The following is a 26,782-nucleotide window of genomic DNA, read 5'->3' on the forward strand; positions in this document are numbered from 1 at the left end:
CCGGATCAAATTGCACCCCGAGACTCACTTTGACCGCGACCGCTCGCTTAAGCGAGGGCGGGAAAAACCTCCGGTCAGGGGGAGCAAGTGGGTCTCGCGTGGCCCTTCTGAGTAGGCTGCCTACCCCCGCCTAGTCTCCCCTTGGCACCCCGCATCAGCTAGCCGAGCGATGCATTAACCTCATGAGTCTCAAAAGAAAAGGCGCCTACCTCCGTCCTGGAGGTAGGCGCCCAATACACTACCGCGATTTTCTTCTACTCCGACTTTGGCTTGTCCGCAGGTTCGGTGCTGCCGCCTTGCGGCGCGCCATCTCCTAGCGGCGTATCGTAGTAGAGGAAGCCTTCTTCGACGGACACGGCTTCCGAGCCTTCCAGCTCGTACTCATCGTTGTCACTGTCATTGAGGCGGATAATACAGCCCTTCTGGCAGACCCCTTCGATCACCTTGCCGGGCGGGATAACACTTTCCTGCCGGGCATCTCCCTCGATGATAGTGAGCTTGACCTCCTTATCATCGTGGTTGGTGACGCTGACCGCTTGGGCGGTCGAGGTCACAAGAAGAGCTGCGACCATACCAGCTGCAAGAGAGGTGAATTTCATTACAGCTTTCCAGATCGCGGCAGAAACAAATTACTTCTTCTTCTTCGCCGCAGCTTTCTTAGCGGGAGCCTTCTTGGCAGCTTTCTTTGCAGCTTTAGCCATCGGATGTCGTCCTTCTGTTGTGGCTAGTTTCGGCGCTGTTGTACGCCTCGACTCGATTGTTTTTTTCGAGCCGCAGGCACTCTGGTGAATTTCAAGCTTGTTCACAAACGAATTTTGATGGTTGGTGATATCGATTTTTTCGATAGATAGATTTCTGTGATCGGTTTGGCTTCACCCTCGGGGTATCAGCGTCATGGATGTCAGCCTCGCACGAACGTTTCTGATGGTCGCGGAAACCGGCAGTTTCATAGACGCCGCGCGCAAGATGAACGTCACCCAATCGACAGTTTCAGCCCGAATTAAAGGGCTTGAAGACATGCTCGGTCGCCCGCTGTTCGAACGCTCGAAGGCAGGCGCGGAGCTAACCGGGGCGGGTGAACTCTTTCAAAAGCACGCGCTCGCCATGGTCCGCGTGTGGCAGCAGGCGCAGCTCCAAGTGTCACTTGCCGACACACATCGTGATCATTTGTCCATGGGCGCTCCGCTCAGTTTGTGGAGTTCTTTCCTGTTGAAGTGGGCGTCGGGGTTGCGGCTTACGATGCCGGATGTCGCCATTTCCGCCACCGCGGGGGCTTCCTCGGTGCTGACTCAGCGCCTGATCGAAGGCACGCTCGACGTCGCCGTGCTCTACCGACCCTCGGTTCCGCCTGGGCTTACCATCGAACACCTGTTCGATGAGGAATTCGTCCTGGTAACGAGCGCCAAGCAGGGTGGCCGCCGCCAACCGGCCGACTATGTGCTGATCGATTGGTGCGCCGAGTTCATGCAAGACCATGCCGGCGCATTCCCTGAACACGCCAATCCGGCGGTGACTTTGGATCTGGGGCCTATGAGCCTCGACTATATTCTGGCCAACGAATGCCAAGCCTATTTCCCAGCCCGTATGGTGCGTCCGTTGGTGTCCCGCGGCCGTCTCAGACAGCCCAAGCGTGGGCGCAAGTTCGTTTACCCCGTCTGCATGGTCTACCCGGAAACCCGCAACGAAGAAGCTTATGAGACCATCCTCGACGGCATCCGCGCAGAAGCTGCACGGTACGGTTAAAGGCGATGACCAACCTTGAAGGTCAAAAGAAAACAGGCGCCAGTGACGGCGCCTGTTTGTGTAAGTCTGGTCTCGTTCGCGTAGCGGCTATCAGGCAAACTCGATGATGACGGCATCCACCGCGAGGCTGTCGCCGGGCTTGGCCGCGATTTTCTTGACCTTGCCGTCGCGCTCTGCGCGCAGGACGTTTTCCATCTTCATCGCCTCTACCACCGCAAGCGTATCGCCTGCCTTGACCTCGGCACCCTCCTCTACGCTGATCGACTTGACTAGGCCTGGCATCGGGCAAAGCAGGAACTTCGACATGTCGGCTGCTGCCTTTATCGGCATCAGGGCCGCAAGCTCGGCCTCCCGCTCCGTATAAACGTAGACCGGGGCCTGGATGCCGCGATAAGCGAGGCTGACACCGTTGGCGATCGGACGTACCAACAGTGAAGCCTCCTTGCCGCCGACCGTTCCGGTCCATACCGGCTCGCCCGGCCACCAGTTTGAGATCGCTTCCATTGTCGCGGTCACCTTACCGTTGGCATCGAGGAAGGAGATGGCGTAAGGGCCTGGTACCTCGCCCGACACGTCGAGCGTCACGGTGGTCGCACCAACGCGCACTACACGACGCTTGGCGAAGGTCACTGATTTTCCGGTCATCTGATGGGTGATGGCGCGGCGGCGCTCGTTACCCAGATGGTCGATGACAGCAGCCACGGCGGCGATGATGTTCAGATCTTCCCCCGCAGGCTCGATCGGATTGAAGCCCTCAGGAAACTCCTCCTTGATGAAGCCGGTCGATAGCTTGCCCGAGCGCCAGCGCGGATGCTGCATCACTGCCGACAGGAAGGGAATGTTGTGCTGGATACCATCGATATAAAATGCATCGAGCGCATCGGCCTGAGCATCAATGGCGGCCTCGCGGGTCGGCGCATGGGTTACGAGCTTGGCGATCATAGGATCGTAGTACATCGAGATTTCGCCACCCTCGAACACGCCGGTGTCGTTACGTACGGTGATGCCGCCTTCGGTCTTCTCCGCCGGAGGCCGATATTTCACCAAACGCCCGATAGACGGCAGGAAGTTGCGATAGGGATCCTCGGCATAGACGCGGCTTTCGACCGACCAACCCTTCAGCTTGATGTCCGCCTGCTTGAAGGGCAGTTTTTCACCTGCCGCGACGCGGATCATCTGCTCGACCAGATCGATGCCGGTGATCAGCTCGGTGACCGGATGCTCGACCTGCAGGCGCGTGTTCATTTCAAGGAAGTAGAAGGAGCGATCCTGTCCGGCGACGAATTCGACGGTGCCGGCCGAATCATAACCCACTGCTTTTGACAGGGCGACAGCCTGCTCGCCCATGGCCTTGCGGGTTTTCTCGTCGAGCAAGGGCGAAGGTGCCTCTTCGAGGACCTTCTGGTTGCGGCGCTGGATAGAGCACTCACGCTCGCCGAGATAGACAACGTTGCCGTGCTTGTCGCCCAGCACCTGAATTTCTATGTGGCGCGGGTTCTCGATAAACTTCTCGACGAAGCAACGGTCATCGCCGAACGAGGATTTCGCTTCCGAACGCGCAAGCTGGAAGCCTTCTTCTGCTTCCTTGGCGTTGTAGGCGATACGCATACCCTTTCCGCCACCGCCCGCCGACGCCTTGATCATGACGGGATACCCGATCTCCTCGGAGATCTTGACCGCCTGCTTGGCATCTTCGATTTCGCCCATATAGCCGGGCACGGTAGAAACTTTGGCAGCCGCGGCGGCCTTCTTCGACTCGATCTTGTCGCCCATCGCGGCAATCGCCTTGGCGTTGGGTCCGATGAAGACCAATCCGTTCTTTTCGAGCTCGGTGGGGAATGCCTCGCGTTCAGACAGAAAGCCGTAACCCGGATGGACCGCCTCGGCGCCTGTGGCCTTGCAGGCGGCGATGATCTTATCCATCAGGAGGTAGGACTGCGCTGCTTGAGGAGGCCCCAAATGCACCGCCTCGTCGGCCATCTCCACATGCAGCGCATCGCGGTCAGCGTCCGAATAGACCGCTACCGTCTTGATGCCCATTTTGCGCGCAGTCTTGATGACGCGGCAGGCGATCTCGCCACGGTTCGCGATCAGAATTTTCTTGAACATCTTGCGCCCTTATCCCCGGACGAGAAACGTTGGTTAACGCCCTCGTGGCTCATGTCGATTTGATTGTCCATCGGACCTTCTAGTCATTGGCGGGCCGCTCGTAAACCGCCAGCTGGGGCCCCGCGCACCATCCTCCCCGCGCTTTGCGGCCGCACTCAATCGAACGGGCAGCCATCATAGTCAAAGAAACGCCCCAGGATCCGATCCCGGGGCGAAGAGGTCAGTCACTGGCAAGAGAGAGACTGCGCGTCGCGCTTATGCGGCATCACCAATCCGGTCGACCGCCTCGCTCAATACCGGGTGGATCGACGGGCTTTCGCTCCGCAAGTATGCAACAAGCGCCGTTTCCGAGGGAGACAGTCGCCCATCCCGTCCCAGACGGCTTACGAGCCATGTTGCTTCCGCCTCGGTGATTGCCTCGTTGGTAATGATTTCGATGCGCTGATGCTCAAGGCGCGCAAGAGCCCGCTCCTCGGCGGTCTGATCGTGATAGGCATCGCGCACCGCCGAAAGGTTGGAGCGGACCATCGAAAGCAGGAAGGCGAACACGGAGGTCCGTTGCTCGACTGCATCCAGGCTGGCTTCCTGACGCAGAGCCTCTTCACGTGAGGGAACTGCATAACCCGACGTCGCCATGATCACGTTGGCAACCGCCTTGACGAACAGATCGGTCCAGGCCGCGTTCGCCGGTCCATGCGCTACGGCCTCATCGATGTCGAACAGTACGTCGGCTTCATCGCGCGTGACCGCGACATGGCCGCCACCACCGAAGGCATAAAGAATACGACGCAGCATCTCGACCTCGCTCAGTGAGATCGTACCAGCTAACGTGGAGCTGTCGGCCCGCAATGGCCCGCTGCCCGTGATGACCGCATGCTTAATTTGATCCAAGGCGAACTTCGCAAGGCTGACCGGCGCCCAACGGGCTTTGTCGATGACCTCGACCACAAGCTCCAGCTCAGCTCTGCTGCGCACTAGGCCGTCGTGGTTTACGCGGTCGAGGAGCCAATGGGCGTTTTCGCTTGTGACATAGCCCTGTGGATCGGCCTGATCGACGACGTAGTCGGTGATTGCTTCGATAAAGAAGCTCGTCCAATCGGTGCTCTCGGATTTGCACTTGGAGAGCTTGAAGAGCGTGTCGGCTTCCTCGGCGGACACAATGCCGTCCTCGTAAAACACGCGACGAAACTTAACGAGATCCGAATTGCTGATGGTGCCGCGCGCCAGGATGTCTTCAACAGGAAGCGACTTCAGACCACTCATCAGAAAATCCTCGCAAAACGGCAAAATTCGTGATCCGGAGGATAGGCAGCGGGACTTAAGCAGACCTTAACAAGCATCCCAAAGCGATGTTCAGGGCTCCTTTGGTGTTGCCATGCGGTCACGCCAATTCATCGACTAACACATAGTGATAGAGGCATGACCAAAACCAGCGATGCGCCGTCGTCTTGAGGACAGGTTCCAAAAAACAAAAGAAGAGCTGTCCGGGGGGAGGAGCAGCTCTTCAAGTTGGCGCACGCCGGGGGTCCTAGACGTGCGCGGGAGGAGGCAAAGAAAACAAACTTGCCGTCGGCCCGATCAGCGACCGAAGCGCGGCATCCACCAGACCCGCTGCCATCCGTTGTGAGCCTTGACGGCGATGTTGCGGCTGGCGTCGTCTTGCATATGCTGCAGGGTTCGCCGTTCGCTGCGGCTGAGGTGTCCGTCAGCCCGCATATTTGCTTCCGTGCGCATAATGTCGGCCTGCTGGCGGCGCAGCTTCACACCCTCGCGCCAAGTAATCTCGCCACTCTCACGACCGCTCTCGATTCTGTTCTGCTGCGCGCGCAAACGGGCATCTGGCGAATAGGCAAATGCGGCGGTGGAGGTGGCTGCAAGAAGGGTGGCGGTCAATATGATGGACTTCATGTCTTCCTCTTTGGACGATTGAAAAAATGGCGGGCTCTAAGGCCCGTACGCCGATCAACAAGTTCGATGAGGAGGAGACTAGAATTCCCGCTTTGAATTGCCACTGAATGGGCAGCTCATCTGGCGTTCATATTGTCAGAGCGGCTTCGAGCCGCCCTGGAAGCCCTAGAAATCAAGGCCAAGATTGACCTTCAAAGCCGCATCTGGCGTGGCTTGTGTCAGCCCGAAGAGGACGCCGACTTCGGCATGCAAGCCGCCTTCGTGACCTCCGTGCTCGTCGCCGTGATGCTCGCCCTCGTGCATCTCGTGATGCGATGGATTGCCGTGGACGTGACCCAGGTAAAGCACTGGTCCGATACGATGTATCTGCTCACTGGCACCAGGAGCGTTGCCGATATCAGCGATTTCGCCATAGCCCTCCACGCCGACGGAGAAATTTTCCTCGATCTCGTAGGTCGCTCTCCAGCCATAGCTCAAAGTAATGCCGTCCTCACGATTGCGCCCAAAGGTCTTCTCGAAGAAGGGATTGAGCGTGAGCGTCATCAGGCCCGAAGAAAGCGACACGACGGGACCGAACTCAACCGCGTTCGTCTCTTCCGAATTGGTGCCGAAACCTATCGCGGTCTACCAACCCCAATCGAGCGGACCGCGACTGGCCTCGGGCAATCTGAACACGTTCTCGAAAGCGACCGAGGAAAGATCATAGCTCTCGCCTTCTATCTTTTCGGCCGATAGCGCGACTTTCGCCATCCAGAACGACGTGATCCCGCCATGAATTGCGAACTCGTGAGCGCGCTTGAGCGCGTCATGAGCGTGACCGTCCGTCCCGTTCTCGTCCTCATGGTCGATCTCACAAGCAGGCCACTGCCGTTGTCTGAGCATGTGTTGCCTTCAAGCTTCAGATCTCACCGAGCACCGGTCACGCACTCAACGGCACACTCTAAGTGTTCTCGTAACGACGGCCGGGCCGTCAGCTTCACGGCATCCAAAGCCCCGAGCCGATGGATCGACGACGCAATTTGACGTAACGGAAAACCACAGGACAGATCTTACAGAGAGTCGGGATGAACACCTCCACCACCCTCGCACAGGCCTCGCGTAAAGTGCGCCGACGCCTGCTGCCGTTTCTCATCGTCTGCTACTTCGTCTCGTATCTCGACCGGGTGAACATCGGCTTTGCCGCCCTGACCATGAACGCCGACCTCGGCATCGGCCCGGAAGCCTTCGGCTTCGTCGCTGGCATCTTCTTCATCGGCTATTGCCTGTTTGAGGTGCCGAGCAACATTGCGTTGGCCCACTTCGGCGCACGCATATGGATCGCACGCATCATGATCTCCTGGGGTTTGGTCTCGATGGCCATGGCCCTGGTCAGCGGGCCGGTCAGCCTTGCGGTGACGCGTTTTCTTCTCGGCGTGGCGGAGGCCGGATTTTTCCCGGGCATCATCTATTATCTGACCCGCTGGGTGCCAGCGGCGGAACGGGCCTCAACGGTCTCCGCTTTCATGGCAGCGGTCCCTGTATCGGCTTTGATCGGCGCTCCACTCTCCGGGCTGATCCTCGATGCGTTCGCGGGTGTCGGCGGCCTCGCTGGTTGGCAATGGCTGTTTATCTTGGAAGCAGCGCCAGCCATCTTGCTCGGCTTGGCAGCTCTTTCTGTCCTCAAGGATGAACCGAAGGATGCCCCCTGGCTGACGCGCGCGGAAGCCGACGTTCTCACTAAGAAGATCGCAGAAGAAGACGGTGCGCGCCAAAAGGCAGGCAACATCACGCTGACTCAGGCGCTGACCGAGCCGCGCGTATTGGCCCTGAGCCTCGTCTATTTCGGCATCGTCGCCGGTCTCTACAGCTTGACGTTCTGGACACCGCAAATCGTGAAAGCATTCGGATTGAGCAACAGCGCAACCGGTCTCATCGCCGCTATCCCATTTTTGGGCGGCGCGCTCGTCATGTATCCGTGGGGACGGCATTCGGACCGGCAAGCGGAGCGGATTTGGCATGTCGCGATACCCTGCTTTGTGGGTGCGGTCGGACTTATCGCGGGCACCTTCGCGACCGAGCCGGTCTGGGCGATGGCGGCACTCGTCGTCGCTGCGCTCGGCATCTTTGCAGCTCTGCCCACATTCTGGGCCCTGCCGACGGCTCTGCTGTCAGGCACGGCAGCGGCGGCGGGCATCGCGCTCATCAACTCGATCGGCAACATCGGTGGATTTGCCGGTCCCTATGCCGTTGGTTGGTTGAAAGCCGCCGGCCTCGACACGGCAACCGCGGTGGCTGCCATCTCTGCCCTGATGTTCTTATCGGGCGCCATGGCATTGATTGCCGGACGCCAAACGGCACGGGCGCGTTAAGCATGATGGTAAGACATCTGAGCGTGTAAATACTTTCTTAAGCGGGGCCAAGCGACGCTGTCATCGGATAGCGCGTTGTATTGGAGTTTCCGCCGTGTCGAAGAACTTGATCGGGCTGTCAATCGCCAGCCTCATTTGCAGTATCTTGGTGTCCACGCAGCCGGTGGACGCGCAGGACCCCGCCCCAAATCTCGCTGTTGAAGCGAAACAAGATGTCCGTCGCGCACTCGCAGCGGAGATATCCAAGCTGATGGATTATCCCGCCGCAGTCTCTGCCTGGAAAAGCAGCCTAGGCGCGGCTCAAAACTTCTCTGGGTGTGGCTGTGCTGCTCCCAAGCACATGCAGGAGAAGTTCAACGCCGCCTGGAAAAATGCGGTGGCCGATGGCTTCGATGTGGACGAGGTCGTTGCTGTCCTTGAGGACACGACAGCCCAGACAATGACACTGGACGAGTTGAAACAGGCCATCAACTTTCGCAAGTCCCCGCTAGGGCAGAAAGTCCTTTTGGCCGAGCAAACTAGCCGAAAAGCATCTGCAGAAGCCGACCCGGCTAACACTCGGGCGCGGATGACATCCGCCCAAAAGGAACTCGACGCGAAGCCGCTCAGAAAGGCGCAACTGAAAAAGCTTCTGGAACTATCGGGCGGAATGCGCGGCACATCCGACGTCCTGATCAATATTTCCATCGGCACGGCGCTTGGCGCGAGCACCATCGCACAGCCAAATCAACCTCGCATATCCGACGACGAAATCGTCTCCATGGTGGAAGCCACGCGACCGATGGTCGAGAAGAGCGTGGCGGCGACATTGCTGCCGCATTACGCCAATTTGTACGCTTCGCTCAGCGACGCTGAGCTGAAGGCGCTCAACAAGCAGATGAGTAGGCCGGAAGCACGCAAATTCACGTCCATGACTCTGGCAGCGTTCAACCACGCCATGCGCGCTCAAGCCCTCAAAATGGGTAAGCATTTCGCAGGGGAACTGCAGGCTGAAAAGATCTGACGTCGCTAAAACGCACACAAGATCCCAATATTCTCACAACACAAAGCCCGCCGTCACTGGCGGGCTTTGCTGTTTAGAGATCGGCCGACAACAGGTGGTAAGGGCCCGCCTTCGGCTCATAAACAAGACGCCCGACGGACCGCAACAACCCTTAAAGCGGGATGTTGTCGTGCTTCTTCCAGGGGTTCTCGACCGTCTTGTTACGAAGCATGTTCAGCGCGCGGCAGACGCGGCGGCGCGTTCCGTGCGGCAGGATCACCTCGTCCACATATCCGCGTTCGGCGGCGACGAACGGATTGGCGAAGCGGGCCTGATATTCGTCGATGCGGCCCTTGATCTTTTCCGGGTCGGCAAGGTCTGCGCGATAGAGGATCTCGGCAGCACCCTTGGCGCCCATGACCGCGATTTCAGCCGTCGGCCAGGCGTAGTTGACGTCACCGCGGATGTGCTTTGAGCTCATAACATCATATGCGCCGCCGTAGGCTTTGCGGGTGATGATCGTGACCTTCGGCACCGTTGCCTCCGAATAGGCAAACAGCAGCTTGGCGCCATGCTTGATGAGACCGCCGTACTCCTGTGCGGTTCCTGGCAAGAAGCCCGGAACGTCGACGAAAGTGATGATCGGAATATCGAAGCAGTCGCAGAAACGCACGAAACGTGCAGCCTTGCGCGATGCATCGCTATCGAGCACGCCAGCGAGAACCATTGGCTGGTTGGCAACGACACCGACGGTGCGGCCTTCCATGCGGGCAAAGCCAGTCACGATGTTGCGGGCGTATGCTTCCTGAATTTCGAAGAAATCACCCTCGTCCACGACCTTCAGGATCAGTTCCTTGATGTCGTAGGGCTTGTTCGGGTTGTCGGGGATCAACGTGTCGAGAGAGTAATCGGCGCGATCGGCTGGATCCTGGGTCGGCACTTCAGGCACGCCGGTTTCGTTGTTGGCGGGCAGGAAGTCCATCAGACGGCGCATCTGGAGTAGCGCTTCGACGTCATTCTCATAGGCCCGGTCGGCAATGGAGGATTTCGTCGTGTGCACCTTGGCGCCGCCCAGCTCCTCGGCCGTGACGGTCTCGTTGGTCACCGTCTTCACGACATCTGGGCCGGTGACGAACATATAGCTGGTGTCCTTCACCATGAAGATGAAGTCGGTCATGGCCGGCGAGTAGACGTCTCCACCCGCGCACGGTCCCATAATGACCGAGATCTGCGGAATGACGCCGGAGGCGAGCACGTTGCGCAGGAACACCTCGCCGTAGCCGCCGAGTGCTGCGACGCCCTCTTGGATGCGCGCACCGCCCGCATCGAACAGACCGATGATGGGCGCGCGGTTCTGCAGCGCCATATCCTGGATCTTGGTGATCTTCTTGGCGTGCGTCTCGGACAGCGAGCCGCCGAATACGGTGAAATCCTTGGCGAACACGTACACGACGCGGCCGTTGATGGTGCCCCAGCCGGTGACTACGCCGTCGCCGGGGATCTTCGACTTTTCCATCCCGAAGTCGACGCAGCGGTGCTCGACGTACATGTCGAATTCCTCGAACGACCCTTCGTCCATCAAGAGCTCGATACGCTCGCGCGCGGTCAGCTTGCCCTTGGCGTGCTGGCTGTCGATACGAACCTGGCCACCACCGAGGCGGGCATTGTCGCGGCGCTTCTCGAGCTCTTCGATAATGTCTTTCATGGGGAGCGGCCCTTGGACTTGGTGAATTGTTCTGGAAAGGAAAAGGTCTGATAGCACGCTTGGGCCCAAGCGCAAGCGCGGCCAAAGGCGCAGCTTAACCATATGGCGCGTCTGTGGATTTATAGCTGCCGCTATGAGAAAGCCAGCGGGTGCTAGGCGGCATTGTCCAGTCGCGCAAGGCGGGCGGCGACATCAGCCGCTTCAAGCTCGACGACGCCAGCGCCGGGAATGGGCTCCAGCACGACCAGATGCCCGCGCTCAGCCAGCCAGGGCAAGGTCGATGAGCGGAAATCGGCTATCGGATCGGCTACGATGCGTTTGCCCGGCGTCACCCGTTTCATGAGCCTCTCGGCCTCAGAGCGGACAGGGAAAATATAAAGAGCATGACGCTCAACACCTCGGCGCACCAGGGGAAGCAACTGCGGGCCTTCCTCTCCCTCAGCGGTGAAGACCTCCCCGCGTTCGGTCACGAGGGCAAGAAATACTGAGACAGCTTCCAATTTAAGCCGCAGGAGCAGATCCGCTGGTTCGACCTCGGGCTCGATCGGGTCTGAAACCCAATCGGTGCCCGCGAGTCCTTTACCGCTTCGCAGGCCCGGAAGGATGTCACCGGCGAATTCCAGCAAGCTGATCTCTTGAAGACCATCCTCTCCCGTCAGCGCCTTTGCCCAGCGCTTGGCTTCCTTAGGGCACGACCAGAAGAGTTGTACCGTCCGCCCCGCGCTTTTCTGCGACGGGACACATGCGCTCTGCTCATCGGCAAGCGTGAAGACGCGCCCTTCCTTCACGGACCGCTTCACGAAGCGGTCTCGTTGACCAAGCTCTGGAATGCGCGGACTAGGAAAGTTCACTTCGGCGGCTCTTTTGCGCTTGCTTCTGCTCTAACAAGACGAATCAGACGCCTGAAGTTTCGCTTGATACCTCGCCTTCGGCAAGCGCACGCGGGCTGGAGCGCCGTGCGTGTGGCAGCGCTGCAAGACAACGAAACTAGGGCTCTCCCACGAAGGCAGCGAATTGATCGTCGAAGGTGCGTTTCAACAGGGCCGCATATCGTGCATACGCCATGTGCTCCCGGCCGATGCGGCCATAATGGACCTGTTCGCCATTACGCAAGCGGCTCAGCACGATTGGCGTGGAGACGGGGGAGAGGTGCGCGCCCTTTCCCGATTGCAACGTCGTCAGGATGCCGTGCATCTCCCCAGAGATGGTCGGACGCGCGACAACGATCAGACGATGCTGGCCGTGCCGGTTGGTAACGAGATAGATGTGCCCAGACTGGTGAGGCACAGCGACTTTGCCGAACTGGGTGTAGTCGGTATCGACGCGATCTCCCTCACGAAAGATCAAAGCCGCGGACGCCTCGTTCCAGTCGATGTCGGTACGGTAGGCATAGACGGCGTGCTTTTCTCCGAACGACGGCCGCAGTGTGAGGTAAGAGCCTTCGAGCCATTGGACGGCCGCGCGGCTGTAATTTCCCAGATCATCGGGGGCATTCGTGCCCTCGGGCGGCGTATCCGAGCGGGCAGAAGCGGCCGGCAGCAGCTTGATCCCAAGCCCTTCCTCCAACCGCACAATCGTAGCCAGTGTAAACGCGCGTCGGCCAGCCAGCACCTTCTCAAGGGTCGAGATCGAAATCTTGGCGGCATCCGCCAGCCCCTGCCTGGTCATCCGCCGACGCGCCAATTCCTCGCGCAGGCGCAATGCCAGCTGCTCGCTTTCCTCACCAGAAAGCTTCAAGGCCCTGCCGTCACTCATCGTTCACTCACCCTCGTGGTGCCCAACCGGACCCTCACATTTCCGCACAAGTAGGGCAGCGGCAAGGCGGACCACGCCCAGAAATTCAAGGATTTGACTAAGGCGGTAAACGTCAGTTGCGGCGAGGCTCCAAGTGACTTCAGCCACTTGAGGACTTCCCTATGCCCCTGCGCTCACGCGCCTTCCCCGACCAGACTTTGTTCTGCCTGGCCCTCGTCACCCTCGCCAACTGCCCGCGCGACGGCGTGCGGGATTTCGGCCTGCGCCTTCTCGCTCGGGCAACCCACGCGAACACCTGACAAGGAGCGGCCACCATGAAGATCCTCATCGTCAACCCTCCCCACAAAGCGATTGGCTCGCGGATGCCCGGCGAGATGTTGCCGCCGTTGGGATTGCTCGCTATCGGCGGCCCGCTCATTTGCGACGGTCACGATGTTTCCCTGCTCGATGCCGATGTCGCCGACATGACGCCCGACGCCATTGTGGAGGCGGTGGTTGCTAAGGCACCCGATGCTCTGCTGCTTGGTCACAACGGCTCAACGAGTGCACACCCCACCATCGTCGATCTGATGAAGCGGTTGCGCCCGCTTATCCCCGAGACGTGGTTCATCTACGGCGGCGTATTCCCGACCTACCATTGGCGCGAGTGCCTCGATGAAATGCCCGAACTGGATATCATCGTGCGCGGAGAAGGTGAGGAAACCACCCGCCGCCTGATCTGCGCCATCGAGGATGACACACCCCTGGAGGAGATCGCCGGCCTCGCTTTCCGTCGCTTAGGTCTCGCCCACGCAACCCCGCCTGCTCCGATGATCCGCAATCTCGACGACTACCGCGTCGGCTGGGAGCTGATCGACCACGCGCGCTATTCCTACTACGGCGGAAAGCGCGGCGTCGTCGTCCAGTTCTCGCGCGGATGCCCGCATCTATGCAGCTACTGCGGGCAGCGCGGTTACTGGACCCGCTGGCGCCATCGTGATCCAAAAGCCTTCGCGGCCGAGTTGGGCCGGCTTTACCGCGAGCATGGCGTCACCATGATCTCGTTTGCCGACGAAAACCCCACCACATCAAAGAAAGTCTGGCGCGAGCTGCTCAAGGAGATAATCGCGCAAAACTGCAAGTTCACGATGATTGCCACGTTGCGCGCATCCGACATCGTGCGCGACGCCGACATTTTGCATCTTTATCGCAAGGCGGGCTTTGAACGGTTCTTGATCGGCATGGAACACTCCGATCCCGAAACCCTCGCCATGGTCCGCAAGGGAAGTGTGACCAAGGACGACCGTGAGGCCATCAGGCTTTTACGCCGGCACGGAATCTTGTCCTTATGCACCACCGTATTCGGCTTCAACGAGGAACGCGACCGCGATTATTTGCGCATCTTCCGCCAGCTGCTCGTCTACGATCCCGATCAGATCATCACGCTCTTCGTGACGCCGCACAGATGGACCCCGTTCTTCGTGCAGGAGAAAGATCGCAAGGTCATCCAGACTGATCAGCGCTTCTGGGACTACAAGCATCAGGTTCTCGCAAATCGTCACGTGCCCGCATGGCGAAGCTTTCTCTGGGTCAAGCTGATCGAAGTTCTGGTGCAGACGCGGCCCAAAGCCTTGTTTCGCACCTATTTGCATCCTGATCCCGCCGCGCGCCATGGGATGCGATGGTACTCTCGCATTGGCCGCAAGGTGTGGCTGCATGAGATCTGGGAATTCCTCACCGCCGTTCGCTTCTCACCTCGTGGGCCATCGCTCGAAGCATTCTGGGGTGGGCCACAACGCGGTCTCGAAGATGCGCTGAGCATCCGCAAAGACATCGGCCGCTCGGGGGCCAGCCCCTCGCATCCACTTTCGGGAGATCGCACCGCAGCATGAAAATCGTGCGCGCCCCGCACCATCGCATCAGACCGAAGTCGAACACGATTGTCGTTGACGACACCCACCGTCAATTGAACACTCGGTCAACATCAGGGAGAGAAACGGATCACTCAAGGAGACCGGCGACATGAAGATCTACGACTGGCACATCGCGCCTAATCCGCGTCGCTTACACATGTATGTCGCGGAAAAGGGGTTGGACATTCCGTTGGTCGAAGTCGGCACCGACAAGCTCACGCTCAGCGACGAGTACAAAGCCAAGTATCCGCACGCGATGGTTCCGATGCTGGAGCTGGATGACGGCACGTGCATCGGTGAAGCGATGGCAATCGCGCGCTATCTTGAGGAACTCTATCCTGATCCGCCGCTGTTTGGAGTCGATGCAAAGGATCGCGCCATTGTCGATATGTGGGAAAAACGCGCCAATGAGGAGGGTATGCTGGCCGCCTCAGAATTGTTCCGCAATACCGCAGCGACATTCGCCGATCGCGGTCTTCCCGGCTCGGCCCAACCCATCCCGCAAATCCCGGAACTCACGACCCGGGCACTGGAACGCATGAGCCGCTTTTTCAAGAAATTCGATGCCCAGCTCGCCGACAAGCGTTTCGTAGCCGGTGATCGCTACACGGTCGCTGATATCACGACGCTATGCGCCATCGATTTCGGCAAATGGACTGATGTTGATATCCCCGACGACTGCAAGAATTTGCGTCGGTGGTACGATGAGGTCTCGGCGCGTCCCAGCGCAAAAGTATAGGCCCGGCAACGGCATTGCCGCTCAATTTGTATTTTTGCAGGTAATGCCGTTCTCTTTCCGGCAGCATATGCGTATCGTGAGTATAGTGCATTTCGATGGTTCTGCATCGGAAAGAGACAAATGAGACTTGCAAAGACTTTTTATTGCGCACTTGCGGCGTGTGCCCTGCTGGCGGGATCGGCAAGCGCGAGCGACTATTCTCACGAATGCCGCTCCGCCGACGGCCTTTATGAAATGAACGATGAGGAGCTTCACGCCTCGGACAACAATCAAACCGCCATTCCATACGAGACCATCAGCGATAAAATCTTGTCTCAACGCAACGGCTATTGTCTGAGCCACGACCGACGTTTTGAGTTCGAATCCAAGACATATGTCCGGCGTGTACGCATTCGCGTTGAGGGCGAGCCGGTCGAAGTGGAACTGCTCTGTCAGCTGGCATCAGACGGATTGCCGGCAGCGTACAATTGCGACAAGGAGGTCGTGACGCTCGACACGACTTCTCAAAATGGCGGCGGTAACCCCGCGGGCAGCACTAGCAGCAGCGCCATCTGGCTACACAACGGCTCGTTGATGCGCCTTGAAGCCACCGGGTACGCCCGCGTGTTTTCTTACGAGAAACCCCGACCAGGAATGCGCAAGGCCGGAGCCCGACCAGGTGATGTCGTCTTCGAGGGTGAAAGACAAAGCGATACATACACCGGCACGGCCTACATCTTCTCTCGCGACTGCGGGCGGCACGGCTACCCGGTGGCAGGCAAAGTGACCAATGGCGACCGGGCCGTCGTCCTTGACGGGCAGGCACCGGTCCTGGACGATAACTGCAAGATCAAATCCTATCGCCACGACCGTCTACGCTTCGAGTATGTCAGGCGCTAGTCCCGAGGGAATTCCGCCATACCTCCCTCGGCGGCGCGATTTGGCCTGATTGTTTGCCAGCGCGCCGACGCCTATAACCGGCGCATGACAAACCTTTTCGAAGCCGCCGGACTGGAAAAAGGCGCGCCCCGGCCGCTTGCCGACCGGCTGCGGCCGCAGAAATTGAGCGAAGTCGTCGGGCAGGACCACCTTGTCGGCCCGGATGGCACGCTGACGCGCATGCTTTCGTCCGGCCGCCTTCCGAGCCTGATTTTGTGGGGGCCGCCCGGCTCGGGCAAGACCACCATCGCACGCCTCCTGGCGGGCGAGACCAAACTCGCTTTCGAGCAACTGTCCGCCATATTCTCCGGCGTTGCCGATTTACGCAAAGCCTTCGACCGCGCACGAATGCTGCGCGAACAGGGCAAAGGCACACTGCTCTTCATTGACGAGATCCATCGCTTCAACCGTTCTCAACAGGACAGCTTTCTGCCCTACATGGAGGACGGCACGATCACACTCGTCGGCGCCACGACAGAGAATCCTTCTTTCGAGCTCAACGCTGCGCTTCTGTCGCGCTCCAACGTTCTTTTGCTCAATCGCCACGACGAGACGGCGCTTGAAAATATCCTGAAGCGCGCCGAGACCGAAATGGGTCGAAAGCTGCCGCTCGACGACGACGCGCGGGATGCATTGAAAGGCATGGCGGACGGCGACGGCCGCACTATGATCAATCTTGCCGAGGACGTTTTCGCCGCCGTCAACGATAAGTCCAAACCGCTGAACCGCGACGCCCTCATCAAACTCGTTCAACGCCGCGCGCCACTTTACGACAAGTCGCGCGAGGGCCACTACAATCTGATTTCCGCCTTGCACAAGAGCGTTCGCGGCTCGGACCCCGACGCGGCGCTGTACTATTTCTGCCGTATGCTAGACGGAGGCGAAGATCGCCTGTTCCTCGCCCGCCGCTTGGTGCGGATGGCTGTCGAGGACATCGGACTTGCCGATCCGCAGGCACTTGTCGTTTGCAATGCCGCCAAGGACGCTTTCGATTTTCTCGGCAGTCCCGAAGGTGAGCTGGCCCTGTCCCAGGCCGTCGTCTATCTGGCGACCGCGCCGAAATCGAATGCAAACTATGTGGCCTACAAGGCGGCCATGCGCGCCGCCAAAGAGCACGGGAGCCTTGCGCCGCCTAAGACGATACTCAATGCACCGACCAAGCTCATGGAGGAGGAAGGCTACGGGTCGGACTACCTCTACGACCACGATCAGCCCGACGCCTTCTCGGGCCAAAACTATTTCCCACCCGAGTTCAAGAAGCGGCCGCAGTACTACGATCCGGCAGAACGCGGATTTGAGCGCGAAATCAAAAAGCGGCTAGAGTACTGGGCACGGCTCCGCAGAGAGCGCGGAGGCGGTTAAGCAGAGGCGAACGATCCGCCTGACACACGGCCAAGTTCCCAAGCGCGGCAAGACATGAGCGTAGTAAGACATGGAAAGTCTGGAACTCCTGCAGCGCTTATCGGTCGCCCTCGCCATCGGACTGTTGATCGGCCTTGAACGGGGCTGGCAGACCCGCATGGAAACTGAAGGCGAGCGAGCCATCGGTTTTCGCACACACACGCTTGCGGGCATTTTGGGCGGAGTCTGGGGCGCCCTTGTCCACGGCGCAGACGGAAGCGGGCTGATCGCGCTTGCAATAGCGTTCAGCATGTTTGCCCTGCTGATTGGCTTTTTTCGATATCGCGAGGTTGTCCACGAACGAACTTACGGGGCTACTACGCTGGTCGCGGCCATGCTCGCGTTCTCTCTAGGCGCTTTCGCCGTGCTCGGGAACATGCAGGTCGCAGCCGCTGCCGGGATCGCGACCGCCGGCCTGCTGGCGATGAAGGAAATGCTTCATTCCTGGATCAAACGCATGACATGGCCCGAGCTCCGCTCGGTTCTCGTGTTGGCGTCGATGACGTTTATTGCATTGCCTATACTGCCCAATGAGCCGGTCGATCCCTGGGGCGCGCTCAATCCTTACGAGATCTGGCTGCTGACGGTGCTCATCGCAGCCATCTCGTTCGCTGGATATGTCGCCATCAAGCTGCTCGGTGACCGCAACGGAATAGCCGTGACCGGCATCGCCGGTGGATTGGCCTCCTCCACCGCCGTCACCATCAACATGGCAAGCCTGGCCGCCAAGCAGCCTGAACACCGGGGCCCACTCGTGGCGGGCGCGCTGATCTCGGGTACCGTCATGATGGCTCGCGTCCTTACAGTTGCTGGCATCGTCAATCACGCACTGCTGCTGAAGCTTGCGACGCCCTTGATCCTCGGCGGATTGGTGCAAGCAGGAGCAGGTGTGTATCTGCTCGCTATTCACTCCCCGCCCGATCGCAACGGCAATGACCTCGATCTGAAAAATCCCTTCGACCTCGTCAGCGTCCTGAAGTTCGGCGCCTTTCTAACCGTGCTGATGGTGCTCGTGCACTTTGTAACCAAATACGCAGGTGACGCGGGCGTTTACTTGCTCTCCGCGATTTCAGGTGTCGCCGACGTCGATGCGATCACCCTCTCAATGGCCCGCCTCGGCGGGACGAGCCTGGATCTCAACGTGGCAGCCCGCGCCGTTCTCATCGTTGTCGCTGTCAATACACTGTCCAAGGCCGCGCTCGGATGGATAACGGGCGGAGCGGCATTTGGTGTGCGCATGGCCGTTGTTGGGCTGACGGCGATTGCGGCAGGCGGCCTCTGGCTGGCGCTAGCCTGAGTAAATGGCCGAGCGGACTGCCTTTGCCTTGCCACGCGCACGGATTATAAGCGCCAAGGACACGGCAGGCAGGGTGCAAAGCAGAAAGACGGCATGGTCCAGTTCATCGATCTTTGGCGCGGACATCCGACCAACGAGAGCGTCGATGCGCCTTGCACCGTTTCGGAGCGCAGCGCGTATGCGCCTGACGAAGCACCGGTGGATGCCATTCCCAGCCCCAAGCCGGCCGAAGCCCACGTCACACCGGTCGCGCCGCGCGATCAGTCCGCAATTCGCCTCGGCGTCGCCATGCGACGTGCGGGCGTGCGCATCGAAGAACTCGGACCGCGGTTACAAACCTGCGGCATTCACGACCGCTCTTTGATGCACATCCTATCCGCCAGTCAGTTTGCCGCCGCTTTGAGGCGCGCCAAGATTGCCGGCTTCGGCGACGTGGAACTGATCGCGGGAAGCGACGTCGAACGATTTGAGGCCCGCATCATCGGACGTACCGGAGTGCTTTACGTGCGCGACTACTGGATGCGGCCCGGCGATGCGGAGGGCCGCCCGACGGGCGACCTCATTGACTTGTGGAACGGCTATCGTACGACCGACAGTTGGCTCATGGAGTGGATGTCATGGGCGGGATACACATCGGCTTACGGGCTCGCCCGCGAAATGTGGTTCTGGCCGGTCGCCTGATGATGGCCAAACGAGTGAAGGATCAAGCCCCTTGCGTACCGTTATTGCGATGATCTTCGCACTCGTGGCTGCTGGATTTACGGCACTCAGCGTTGCTCACAATGTCGCGGACAACATCGTCGCCGGCCAACACTTCACCATGCCGGGAGAGGCCGCGCGCGCCCATACCCTTATCTACATGGGTACCAATTTTATGGCCCTGGTGCTCGGCTACGGCGTCGGCTGGTTGCTCGCCTATCCCCTTCGCCGGCGGCCGCAAGGCCAGTAAAATCGCAGCAACCGCGCGTGAAGTGGCGGCCTGGCGCTTCCTTAACTGCATTGCAGAGGCTATAGCTTCGGCCTGTCGAATTCTAAGGAACTCCCTATGAAACTTCTCCTCCTCGCGTCGGCGGGTGGCGCTATCGGCGCGGGCACGCGCTTCCTCGTAAACGAAGCGTTTGCGTCGCGGGGCCTGGTGTCCTTTCCCTGGGCCACGCTGACGGTGAACATGCTCGGCGGGTTTCTGATGGGAGCCGTGATGGTTCTGGTTATGGAGCGCTTCGACGGTTCGCCGGAAATCCGCACCTTTCTCGCGACCGGAATGCTCGGTGGCCTTACCACGTTTTCCGCATTCACCTATGAACTGTCGCAGATGATCGGGGCTGACGGGCTCGCCAGTCCGCGTCTGTTCGCCTACATCGCGCTTTCCGTCCTCTTCGCACTCGGTGCGCTCTACGCCGGCATGGCCGTTGCGCGCGCGGTGATTTCATGAGCGATACGCCGCCCAAAGTTGAAAGCATCCGCGTTAAACAGGGCGAGGCGGATATGCGCCTCGACCGCTGGTTCCGCGTGCATTTCCCCGAGGTGGGTTACAGCTATCTGCAAAAGTTGCTTCGCTCTGGGCAGGTCCGTGTCAACTCGAAGCGCGCCCAGGCCAATGACCGGCTGGAGCCCGGCTTTGAAATCCGCGTTCCGGCCATCGTGCGCCAGCCCAAGTCCACCGGCTCAGGCCTCAAGCCACCACCGGGCCTGTCGAAGGGCGACCGCGACACAATCGAGAAGATGATCATCTATGAGGATGAGCACGTTCTCGTTCTCAACAAGCCGTTCGGCCTTGCGGTACAGGGTGGCACGGGCACCAAGAAACATATCGACGGAATGCTCGCTGGAATGGCTGACCGCTTCGGCGGGGAGCGCCCGCGCCTCGTCCACCGTATCGACCGCGATACGACCGGCATTCTTCTCGTTGCCAAAACGCGCGATGCCGCCGCCAAACTTGGCCGCACGTTTCAGACCCGCTCGGCGGCAAAAACCTACTGGGCGCTGGTGAAAGGCCTACCCAAGCCTCCCCAGGGCAAGATTGAAGCCGCGCTGGTGAAGGCAACTGGGCCTGATGGCGACCGGGTGCGAAAAGCACTCCCCGGCGAGCAAGACAAAGCCATGCACGCCACAACGCATTATTCCGTGATCGACCGCGTTGCCAACAGAGCGGCCTGGGTTTCGCTCAAGCCCGTAACAGGCCGACAGCACCAGTTACGCGCCCACATGCATATGATCGGCCACCCCATTGTGGGCGACAACAAGTATGAGGGTGACGTTCACATGCCAGCGGAGAATATCGAAAAGAAGCTGCACTTGCATGCGCGGCGCCTCATCATTCCTCATCCGGTCACCAAGGAGAAGATCGACGTCACGGCTCCGTTGCCACCCCACATGAAGGCATCGTGGGAAACCTTGGGTTTCGATGAGAAGAAGTTCGGAGGCAAGGAGGAATGAACGCGTCATCGGCGGCGAAACGCTCCGGAGAACGGGCATGAAACTCCTCATCTTCGATTGCGATGGCACGATCGTCGATAGTCAGGCCGGTATCGTCCTGTCGATGGACCACGCCTTTCGCTCATTGAACCTGGAGCCGCCGACGCGCGCACAAACCCTGTCGGTTGTCGGCCTGTCACTTCCGGAAGCGTTTTCGGTTCTCGCACCCGATGTCGACCCTGAGGTGCGGATCATGCTGGCTGAACGTTACAAGAGCGCGTTTCGCGACCTCGACCGCGATCCTTCGGATTGTGAGGTTCTCTTTCCGCGATGCCGCGAAGTGATAACTCAACTCGCAGCTGATGATAATGTCGTACTTGGCATCGCGACCGGAAAATCCAAACGCGGCGTAGATCGGCTGATCGAGCGAGAAGGCTGGCATGGGCACTTCATCACTATCCAAACCGCGGATGACCATCCATCAAAGCCACATCCGTCTATGGTTCTGACTGCGATGGTCGAAACAGGCGCCGAGCCCCATGAAACGATAATGATTGGCGACACCACCTATGACATTCAGATGGCGCTTGCGGCCAAGGTGGGCGCACTGGGCGTTACTTGGGGCTATCATCCGCGCGATGAACTGGCCGATGTGGGCGCGCATCTCATCATCGACGATTACAGCGAGATGCCTGGCGCATTGGATCGCATATTCGAACAATTGAGCGCGCACGCATGAACAGCTCGGAAAAAGGAAACGGGTCAAACGGCACGGACAGCAAGCCGTCCGGCGGGCCCAAGGGTGCGATCAGCGACAGTCTGGCGAAACCGCTTCCCAAGCGCTTCTATAATGACGTGAGCGTCAGCGACGGCGCCTTCTTCCAAATTTTGCTCGACGGCCGCGTCGTCAGAACGCCGAAAAAGCGGGCGCTGGTGCTTCCAACCCGCAAACTCGCCAATGCGGTTGCCGCCGAATGGGCAGCGCAAAAGGATGTCATCGATCCCAGTACCATGCCGATGACGCGCTTTTCCAACACCGCCATCGATGCAGTTGCGGATGCGGCGAACGAAGTCGCCGCCGATATCGTGGCTTATGCCGGCCGGGATCTTTTGTGCTATCGCGCCGAAACACCGGCAGAGCTTGCAATCCGCCAGGCCAAGGCCTGGGATCCCGTCGTCGATTGGGCGCGCGAGGCTCTTGGAGCACATTTTACCGTCGTCCACGGTGTTATGCCCGTCGATCAGCCAGTGTTGGCGTTACAGCGCATCGCAAAGGCGTTGGAACCGCACGAGCCATTCCGGCTCACCGCGCTGCATGTGATGACGACCCTGACAGGCTCGGCCATTCTCGCCCTTGCCCAAGCTCGCGGCTTCTTATCGAGCGAGCAAGCATGGAACGCAGCGCATGTCGATGAGGACTACCAGATCTCAGTCTGGGGTGCGGATTACGAAGCTGCTGAAAAGCGCAAACAGCGCCAAAAAGATTTCGACGCTGCGACTAGGCTGATCGCCACACTGACTTAAGTGCATTGCGCTAGTTGCGCACGGCCACCCGCACAGTTTGCGGTGCGCCCGACGTCGCACCGGACTTGTCAGCCACTACGACATCGAACTTCGCGGTATCCGCATTCGAGCCGTCATGGGAGAATAGCACCCTGCCCTGCTCCAGATCCTCCTGCGTGAAGCTGCTTATCGGCTGGCTTGGCGCGCTCGAAAAGCTGATGAAGCCGTTGGCAGCATTAGAAACCGCGAATGTCAGGTTATTGGTGTGGTCGTCGGGATCGACTGCGGTGAGATCGGCAGTCGTGATCCGTACTGCGCGGCCTTTTCCAACCGCCAAATCGAGATCACCAGCGACCGTGGGCGGTACGTTGCGCACGCTTGCTGAAAGCTCCGCGCCTTCTTCCATCGCCAGACGGCCATACTTGACGCTGCCCGCAACGTTACCGGTGCTGCGGATCGAGATCAGCTCCTTGACGCGAACATCGCCTTGCAGCTCACCCTGGATGTCGGCGTTCTCGGCTTTCACAACACCGAAGAGACGGCCCTGCGGATGGACCACAACTTTGGCGGCGTCGAGCTTGCCGTCGACATAGCCGAACACCTCGATTTCGCGGCAATTGCTCACTTCGCCTTGGAGCACCGTGTCCCTACCGATGACCAGCACGCCCTTGTTATTCGACACGACTACTCTCCCCCGAAAGCCGACCACTCATAATCCTTGCTAGATGTGGGGCAGGATTGTGTCAGCTTGTCGTCCCAAAGTGAGGTTAACGCGGCTTCGACGCAAAACGCATCCTCAGCCCGGAACATTGAGCTGCAAGACGCGCTCGCCCCGCTTCACCGAGACGCTCCACATGCGCTTGCGGCCGGACAGAGCCTTCTCCAGATCGCCCACGTTGGCGATCGTCTCGCCGCCAACTTCGACCACGATGTCGCCCTGCCGGAAGCCAAGCGATTTGGCAACCGATCCATTCCTGACCGAAAGAATGACGACACCGTCCGTGTCGTCCAACCCCATTTCATCCGCTAGACCTGGCAGGATGTTTGAGACGCGCGCGCCATCGAGAGGGTGGGGACCAGACAGATTACGAACATCGTCCTTCCCGCCCTTCGGTGGCGCGACGAGAGCAATATCCGTTTCGATCCCACGACCTTTTCGCAGCACCGAAAGTCGCGCGGTCTTTCCGACGCCCTTCGTCGTCAGACGGTAGAAGACAGCACGCGGATCGGCGACCTCGATGCCGTCAACACTCATGACCACATCGCCAGGCTCGAGGCCCGCCTTCGCCGCCGGACCTTCTGCAGAGATGCGCGTGACGACGGCGCCTGCGATACGACTGAGGCCCAGACCGTCAGCGAGATCACGGGTCACGTTCTCAAGCTTCGCACCGAGCCACGGACGTTCGACCTTGCGGCCGGCAACAGCACTCTCAGCATAAACTTTCACAAGGTTTGAAGGTATGGCGAAGCCAATACCCACTGAACCACCGCTCTTGGAATAGATCATGGTGTTGATGCCGACGACGCGGCCATTCATATCGATTAGCGCGCCACCCGAATTTCCCGGATTGATGGCCGCATCCGTCTGGATGAAAATCTGCGCGTCAGAGGCGCCAATGTCCGAACGCGCCAACCCCGAAATGATGCCGCTCGTTACGGTTTGACCAACACCGAACGGATTGCCGATCGCCAACACCAGGTCACCGACTTCCAGGCTGTCGCTGTCTTCAAACTCCAGGAATGGAAAGTGCCCATCGCCGCCCTCGATCTTGAGAACCGCGATGTCCGTCTTCTCGTCCTGAGCGATGACCTTGGCGTCGAACTCCCGCTTATCGGCGAGCGCAACGCGGATCTCCGTTTCGCCGCGTCCCTTCACGACATGTGTGTTGGTTACGATAATGCCGTCAGCCGAGACGATCACGCCCGAGCCTAGCGAGCTCATCACGCGCTCGGAAGGTTCGCCGAACTGATCGCCGAAGAAGCGGCGGAACCAAGGATCATCCGAAAAGGGCGAATTGAACGTCTGGACGCGGCTCCTGACATAGACATTAACGACTGCGGGAGCCGCCTTGCGCACAATTGGTGCAAACGACATCTGCACAGCTTCGCGCGTGGGAGGTGCCACCCGCTGCTGGGCGTTAGCCGAATTCGTCAAAGCATACGAGAGCGTCTCTCCTCCTGCCACCAGCATCAGCGCCGCAACGACGGCGCGGATGGTCAGATAGGCAATTCTGGAAATGCGCGGCATGAAGACCTCGTAAGGTTTGATCTGGCAGTGCCGAGGGCGATAGGCGCTATTTCCGTCTTATCTATGATCGTAGAACGCGCGGCTCAAGCGATTATCCCCAGGCGCGATGCAACGCAGCTTAGTCTGCAGAATATGAGCTGAAACCGTGCGCAACTCTTACCGCTAAATCAGGCCAAGTTCGCGCAAAGAGCGGATTGCATCGCGAATCGCAACGTCTCCCGACCGCAGCGGAAGGCCGAAGTAATTCGTAATCTTCTCACTGGTGTAAGCCTTCTCACGGCCAAGTTCCGGCAAGATGGTACGCAGCCGCTTGTCAAACAGGGCCAAGGCGCGCACCGCTGTATCGGGCAGCTGGAATTTCGGCGTCTTGGATTTCAATTCCGGGCACTCTGCTGCAAGCGCTTGGCCCAGCGCGAACAGCCCTGTGTCGTCGCGCGCAACGATAAAGCGTTCTCCAGCCGCCTCGGGACGAACGAGCGCCTCCGCATGAGCTTCAGCCACGTCGCGCACATCGCAAACCGGAAAGCGAATGCGTGGTGCGGCCGGATAAATCCCGCGCGCCATCAGGCGATAGAGTTCGAGCGAGGTGGACAGATCGCCATCAAGCGCAGGCCCCTGCACGAAGCCCGGATTGATGACTGTCAGCTCGGGAGCTCCGGGAGTCGTTCCGACGAAGTTCCATGCCGCCTTCTCCGCAATGGTTTTGGAGCGAATGTACGGCGTCAGTCCCGGCGTGTTCTCGTCGGTGAAGTCCTTTTCGCTGAAAACATGATCCCGCCCGTAGGACGTAGGATACATCACGGCGACCGTCGACGACGTAAGCACCACGCGGCCAATGCCGTGGCGATGAGCTGCTCGCAACACGCGTAACGTGCCTTCGCGAGCCGGCATGATCACGTCGTCTGGATTAGAGGGCTGCTCCATCGGAAAAGGCGAGGCGGTGTGCATCAGGTGATCGCCGCCCTTTACGGCCTCATCCCAGCCCTCGTCTGACAGCAAATCGCAATTGGCGAATGAAAGCCCCGCTGTGTCGACCCCCGCCCGGTTTAGAGCCGTGACCACGGCCAGGGTGTTCTTGCCCTTTCGCGCGGTACCACGGACCGTATATCCGCGTCGCAGCAGCTCCGCGATGATGTGCTTGGCGATGAAACCGGTCGCACCCGTAACGACCACCGTCTCGGACATGCACCAACCCTCCCGGTGTGCGTGAAACCTCGGCCTTACGACACTATCCCTAGCGCGCGCAATCTGCCACCTCGACCAATAGCGAGGCAACGGAACGCTCGATGTGACAAACGAAACATGCCCCGCGCGGGTGGCACGGGGCATGCGATGAATGCTTTGCTTGTGGCGCTAGATTAAGCGTTCTGCTCTTGCGCCTTCAGCATTTCTTCGTGACGCGCCTTGTCCTCGGCACCCTTTACGGAGGTGTCGCGATCGACCAGCTCGATCACAGCGCGCGGAGCGGCGTCGCCATGGCGGAAGCCGGCCTTGAGAACGCGCGTGTAACCTCCGTTGCGATCCTTGTAACGGGGGCCGAGCACATCGAACAGCTTCTTGGCCATGTCCTCGTCGCGCAGGCGCGAGGCAGCCAAACGGCGCGAATTGAGATCACCGCGCTTTGCGAGCGTAATGTACTTGTCAACGACGCGCTTGAGGTCCTTGGCCTTGGGCAACGTGGTGACGATTTGCTCGTGCTTGATGAGAGCGGCGGCGAGATTGGAGAACATCGCCTGACGATGTCCGACGTGGCGGCCAAAACGGCGGCCGAGCTTCTTATGACGCATTGGTCTTCAGTCCTTTTGTTTCGTTGTGCATT

General features: G+C 59.6%; 28 protein-coding genes. 15 read left to right on the top strand and 13 right to left on the bottom strand.

Annotation, left to right across the window (positions count from 1 at the left end; genetic code table 11):
• Window positions 1-254 precede the first annotated feature (254 nt).
• Window positions 255-599, bottom strand: a complete 345-nt coding sequence (locus R3D51_09725) for a hypothetical protein (protein ID MEZ5899760.1) — start codon at window positions 597-599, stop codon at window positions 255-257.
• Between R3D51_09725 and R3D51_09730 the strand changes: the two genes are divergently transcribed.
• Window positions 589-789 carry a hypothetical protein gene (locus tag R3D51_09730; protein ID MEZ5899761.1) on the top strand — a complete coding sequence of 67 codons (201 nt, stop codon included), beginning with the start codon at window positions 589-591 and terminating at the stop codon, window positions 787-789. The two genes, R3D51_09725 and R3D51_09730, sit on opposite strands and share 11 nt — an antisense overlap.
• A 105-nt stretch (window positions 790-894) precedes the next feature.
• Window positions 895-1,743 carry a LysR family transcriptional regulator gene (locus R3D51_09735; GenBank protein ID MEZ5899762.1) on the top strand — a complete coding sequence of 283 codons (849 nt, stop codon included), beginning with the start codon at window positions 895-897 and terminating at the stop codon, window positions 1,741-1,743.
• Between the two features lie 90 nt (window positions 1,744-1,833).
• Here R3D51_09735 and R3D51_09740 read toward each other — a convergent pair whose 3' ends face one another.
• The 5 genes from R3D51_09740 to R3D51_09760 form a co-directional block, all read right to left on the bottom strand.
• Window positions 1,834-3,852, bottom strand: a complete 2,019-nt coding sequence (locus tag R3D51_09740; GenBank protein MEZ5899763.1) for an acetyl/propionyl/methylcrotonyl-CoA carboxylase subunit alpha — start codon at window positions 3,850-3,852, stop codon at window positions 1,834-1,836.
• A gap of 255 nt (window positions 3,853-4,107) precedes the next feature.
• The gene (locus R3D51_09745) at window positions 4,108-5,115 is read right to left on the bottom strand and encodes a hypothetical protein (GenBank protein MEZ5899764.1); all 1,008 of its coding nucleotides are present in this window, start codon (window positions 5,113-5,115) and stop codon (window positions 4,108-4,110) included.
• A gap of 315 nt (window positions 5,116-5,430) precedes the next feature.
• The gene (locus tag R3D51_09750) at window positions 5,431-5,760 is read right to left on the bottom strand and encodes a hypothetical protein (GenBank protein MEZ5899765.1); all 330 of its coding nucleotides are present in this window, start codon (window positions 5,758-5,760) and stop codon (window positions 5,431-5,433) included.
• 165 nt (window positions 5,761-5,925) lie between these two features.
• Window positions 5,926-6,324: a hypothetical protein gene (locus R3D51_09755; protein MEZ5899766.1), complete on the bottom strand. Its 399-nt coding sequence runs from the start codon at window positions 6,322-6,324 to the stop codon at window positions 5,926-5,928.
• 60 nt (window positions 6,325-6,384) lie between these two features.
• Entirely contained in the window at window positions 6,385-6,642 is a 258-nt protein-coding gene (locus R3D51_09760) for a hypothetical protein (protein MEZ5899767.1), read from the bottom strand.
• Window positions 6,643-6,824: 182 nt separating this feature from the next.
• Between R3D51_09760 and R3D51_09765 the strand changes: the two genes are divergently transcribed.
• Window positions 6,825-8,108: an MFS transporter gene (locus R3D51_09765; protein ID MEZ5899768.1), complete on the top strand. Its 1,284-nt coding sequence runs from the start codon at window positions 6,825-6,827 to the stop codon at window positions 8,106-8,108.
• Window positions 8,109-8,202: 94 nt separating this feature from the next.
• Window positions 8,203-9,111 carry a DUF2059 domain-containing protein gene (locus R3D51_09770; protein MEZ5899769.1) on the top strand — a complete coding sequence of 303 codons (909 nt, stop codon included), beginning with the start codon at window positions 8,203-8,205 and terminating at the stop codon, window positions 9,109-9,111.
• A gap of 151 nt (window positions 9,112-9,262) precedes the next feature.
• Here R3D51_09770 and R3D51_09775 read toward each other — a convergent pair whose 3' ends face one another.
• From R3D51_09775 to R3D51_09785, 3 genes are all read right to left on the bottom strand, one after another.
• Entirely contained in the window at window positions 9,263-10,795 is a 1,533-nt protein-coding gene (locus R3D51_09775) for an acyl-CoA carboxylase subunit beta (protein MEZ5899770.1), read from the bottom strand.
• 152 nt (window positions 10,796-10,947) lie between these two features.
• Window positions 10,948-11,646, bottom strand: a complete 699-nt coding sequence (locus tag R3D51_09780) for a DUF2750 domain-containing protein (GenBank protein MEZ5899771.1) — start codon at window positions 11,644-11,646, stop codon at window positions 10,948-10,950.
• Between the two features lie 136 nt (window positions 11,647-11,782).
• A complete protein-coding gene (locus tag R3D51_09785) occupies window positions 11,783-12,550 on the bottom strand; it encodes a helix-turn-helix transcriptional regulator (GenBank protein ID MEZ5899772.1) in 768 nt (255 codons plus the stop codon).
• Between the two features lie 314 nt (window positions 12,551-12,864).
• Between R3D51_09785 and bchE the strand changes: the two genes are divergently transcribed.
• From bchE to R3D51_09840, 11 genes are all read left to right on the top strand, one after another.
• Window positions 12,865-14,421, top strand: a complete 1,557-nt coding sequence (gene bchE, locus R3D51_09790; GenBank protein ID MEZ5899773.1) for a magnesium-protoporphyrin IX monomethyl ester anaerobic oxidative cyclase — start codon at window positions 12,865-12,867, stop codon at window positions 14,419-14,421.
• 130 nt (window positions 14,422-14,551) lie between these two features.
• A complete protein-coding gene (locus tag R3D51_09795; GenBank protein MEZ5899774.1) occupies window positions 14,552-15,181 on the top strand; it encodes a glutathione S-transferase family protein in 630 nt (209 codons plus the stop codon).
• A gap of 120 nt (window positions 15,182-15,301) precedes the next feature.
• Entirely contained in the window at window positions 15,302-16,060 is a 759-nt protein-coding gene (locus R3D51_09800) for a hypothetical protein (protein MEZ5899775.1), read from the top strand.
• 84 nt (window positions 16,061-16,144) lie between these two features.
• Window positions 16,145-17,461 carry a replication-associated recombination protein A gene (locus R3D51_09805; protein MEZ5899776.1) on the top strand — a complete coding sequence of 439 codons (1,317 nt, stop codon included), beginning with the start codon at window positions 16,145-16,147 and terminating at the stop codon, window positions 17,459-17,461.
• 70 nt (window positions 17,462-17,531) lie between these two features.
• Window positions 17,532-18,797 carry an MgtC/SapB family protein gene (locus R3D51_09810; GenBank protein MEZ5899777.1) on the top strand — a complete coding sequence of 422 codons (1,266 nt, stop codon included), beginning with the start codon at window positions 17,532-17,534 and terminating at the stop codon, window positions 18,795-18,797.
• A gap of 93 nt (window positions 18,798-18,890) precedes the next feature.
• The gene (locus R3D51_09815) at window positions 18,891-19,478 is read left to right on the top strand and encodes a T6SS effector amidase Tae4 family protein (GenBank protein MEZ5899778.1); all 588 of its coding nucleotides are present in this window, start codon (window positions 18,891-18,893) and stop codon (window positions 19,476-19,478) included.
• 31 nt (window positions 19,479-19,509) lie between these two features.
• Window positions 19,510-19,746 (top strand): hypothetical protein, encoded by a 237-nt coding sequence (locus R3D51_09820; GenBank protein ID MEZ5899779.1) that lies wholly within the window; start codon window positions 19,510-19,512, stop codon window positions 19,744-19,746.
• A gap of 96 nt (window positions 19,747-19,842) precedes the next feature.
• Window positions 19,843-20,229: a CrcB family protein gene (locus R3D51_09825; GenBank protein ID MEZ5899780.1), complete on the top strand. Its 387-nt coding sequence runs from the start codon at window positions 19,843-19,845 to the stop codon at window positions 20,227-20,229.
• Entirely contained in the window at window positions 20,226-21,233 is a 1,008-nt protein-coding gene (locus R3D51_09830; GenBank protein ID MEZ5899781.1) for an RluA family pseudouridine synthase, read from the top strand. The genes R3D51_09825 and R3D51_09830 overlap by 4 nt, the downstream gene beginning before the upstream one ends.
• Before the next feature lie 37 nt (window positions 21,234-21,270).
• Window positions 21,271-21,951: an HAD-IA family hydrolase gene (locus R3D51_09835; GenBank protein ID MEZ5899782.1), complete on the top strand. Its 681-nt coding sequence runs from the start codon at window positions 21,271-21,273 to the stop codon at window positions 21,949-21,951.
• Window positions 21,948-22,736, top strand: a complete 789-nt coding sequence (locus R3D51_09840; GenBank protein MEZ5899783.1) for an ATP12 family protein — start codon at window positions 21,948-21,950, stop codon at window positions 22,734-22,736. Before R3D51_09835 ends, R3D51_09840 begins: the two co-directional genes overlap by 4 nt.
• A gap of 10 nt (window positions 22,737-22,746) precedes the next feature.
• Here the strand turns inward: R3D51_09840 and R3D51_09845 are convergent, their stop codons facing one another.
• From R3D51_09845 to rplQ, 4 genes are all read right to left on the bottom strand, one after another.
• The gene (locus R3D51_09845; GenBank protein ID MEZ5899784.1) at window positions 22,747-23,397 is read right to left on the bottom strand and encodes a polymer-forming cytoskeletal protein; all 651 of its coding nucleotides are present in this window, start codon (window positions 23,395-23,397) and stop codon (window positions 22,747-22,749) included.
• A gap of 114 nt (window positions 23,398-23,511) precedes the next feature.
• The gene (locus R3D51_09850; protein ID MEZ5899785.1) at window positions 23,512-24,963 is read right to left on the bottom strand and encodes a Do family serine endopeptidase; all 1,452 of its coding nucleotides are present in this window, start codon (window positions 24,961-24,963) and stop codon (window positions 23,512-23,514) included.
• A gap of 162 nt (window positions 24,964-25,125) precedes the next feature.
• A complete protein-coding gene (locus tag R3D51_09855; GenBank protein MEZ5899786.1) occupies window positions 25,126-26,148 on the bottom strand; it encodes an aldehyde reductase in 1,023 nt (340 codons plus the stop codon).
• Window positions 26,149-26,321: 173 nt separating this feature from the next.
• Window positions 26,322-26,750 (bottom strand): 50S ribosomal protein L17, encoded by a 429-nt coding sequence (gene rplQ, locus R3D51_09860; protein ID MEZ5899787.1) that lies wholly within the window; start codon window positions 26,748-26,750, stop codon window positions 26,322-26,324.
• Window positions 26,751-26,782 lie beyond the last annotated feature (32 nt).

This window comes from Hyphomicrobiaceae bacterium (genome assembly GCA_041397645.1).
GTDB lineage: Bacteria > Pseudomonadota > Alphaproteobacteria > Rhizobiales > Hyphomicrobiaceae > Hyphomicrobium_B.

What these genes read in the sequence shown, in the direction of transcription:
- R3D51_09725 (MEZ5899760.1), bottom strand. Translation starts at nt 599, where the DNA reads ATGAAATTCACCTCTCTTGCAGCTGGTATGGTCGCAGCTCTTCTTGTG.
- R3D51_09735 (MEZ5899762.1), top strand. Translation starts at nt 895, where the DNA reads ATGGATGTCAGCCTCGCACGAACGTTTCTGATGGTCGCGGAAACCGGC.
- R3D51_09740 (MEZ5899763.1), bottom strand. Translation starts at nt 3,852, where the DNA reads ATGTTCAAGAAAATTCTGATCGCGAACCGTGGCGAGATCGCCTGCCGC.
- R3D51_09745 (MEZ5899764.1), bottom strand. Translation starts at nt 5,115, where the DNA reads ATGAGTGGTCTGAAGTCGCTTCCTGTTGAAGACATCCTGGCGCGCGGC.
- R3D51_09750 (MEZ5899765.1), bottom strand. Translation starts at nt 5,760, where the DNA reads ATGAAGTCCATCATATTGACCGCCACCCTTCTTGCAGCCACCTCCACC.
- R3D51_09760 (MEZ5899767.1), bottom strand. Translation starts at nt 6,642, where the DNA reads ATGCTCAGACAACGGCAGTGGCCTGCTTGTGAGATCGACCATGAGGAC.
- R3D51_09765 (MEZ5899768.1), top strand. Translation starts at nt 6,825, where the DNA reads ATGAACACCTCCACCACCCTCGCACAGGCCTCGCGTAAAGTGCGCCGA.
- R3D51_09775 (MEZ5899770.1), bottom strand. Translation starts at nt 10,795, where the DNA reads ATGAAAGACATTATCGAAGAGCTCGAGAAGCGCCGCGACAATGCCCGC.
- R3D51_09785 (MEZ5899772.1), bottom strand. Translation starts at nt 12,550, where the DNA reads ATGAGTGACGGCAGGGCCTTGAAGCTTTCTGGTGAGGAAAGCGAGCAG.
- bchE (MEZ5899773.1), top strand. Translation starts at nt 12,865, where the DNA reads ATGAAGATCCTCATCGTCAACCCTCCCCACAAAGCGATTGGCTCGCGG.
- R3D51_09795 (MEZ5899774.1), top strand. Translation starts at nt 14,552, where the DNA reads ATGAAGATCTACGACTGGCACATCGCGCCTAATCCGCGTCGCTTACAC.
- R3D51_09800 (MEZ5899775.1), top strand. Translation starts at nt 15,302, where the DNA reads ATGAGACTTGCAAAGACTTTTTATTGCGCACTTGCGGCGTGTGCCCTG.
- R3D51_09805 (MEZ5899776.1), top strand. Translation starts at nt 16,145, where the DNA reads ATGACAAACCTTTTCGAAGCCGCCGGACTGGAAAAAGGCGCGCCCCGG.
- R3D51_09810 (MEZ5899777.1), top strand. Translation starts at nt 17,532, where the DNA reads ATGGAAAGTCTGGAACTCCTGCAGCGCTTATCGGTCGCCCTCGCCATC.
- R3D51_09815 (MEZ5899778.1), top strand. Translation starts at nt 18,891, where the DNA reads ATGGTCCAGTTCATCGATCTTTGGCGCGGACATCCGACCAACGAGAGC.
- R3D51_09825 (MEZ5899780.1), top strand. Translation starts at nt 19,843, where the DNA reads ATGAAACTTCTCCTCCTCGCGTCGGCGGGTGGCGCTATCGGCGCGGGC.
- R3D51_09830 (MEZ5899781.1), top strand. Translation starts at nt 20,226, where the DNA reads ATGAGCGATACGCCGCCCAAAGTTGAAAGCATCCGCGTTAAACAGGGC.
- R3D51_09835 (MEZ5899782.1), top strand. Translation starts at nt 21,271, where the DNA reads ATGAAACTCCTCATCTTCGATTGCGATGGCACGATCGTCGATAGTCAG.
- R3D51_09840 (MEZ5899783.1), top strand. Translation starts at nt 21,948, where the DNA reads ATGAACAGCTCGGAAAAAGGAAACGGGTCAAACGGCACGGACAGCAAG.
- R3D51_09850 (MEZ5899785.1), bottom strand. Translation starts at nt 24,963, where the DNA reads ATGCCGCGCATTTCCAGAATTGCCTATCTGACCATCCGCGCCGTCGTT.
- R3D51_09855 (MEZ5899786.1), bottom strand. Translation starts at nt 26,148, where the DNA reads ATGTCCGAGACGGTGGTCGTTACGGGTGCGACCGGTTTCATCGCCAAG.
- rplQ (MEZ5899787.1), bottom strand. Translation starts at nt 26,750, where the DNA reads ATGCGTCATAAGAAGCTCGGCCGCCGTTTTGGCCGCCACGTCGGACAT.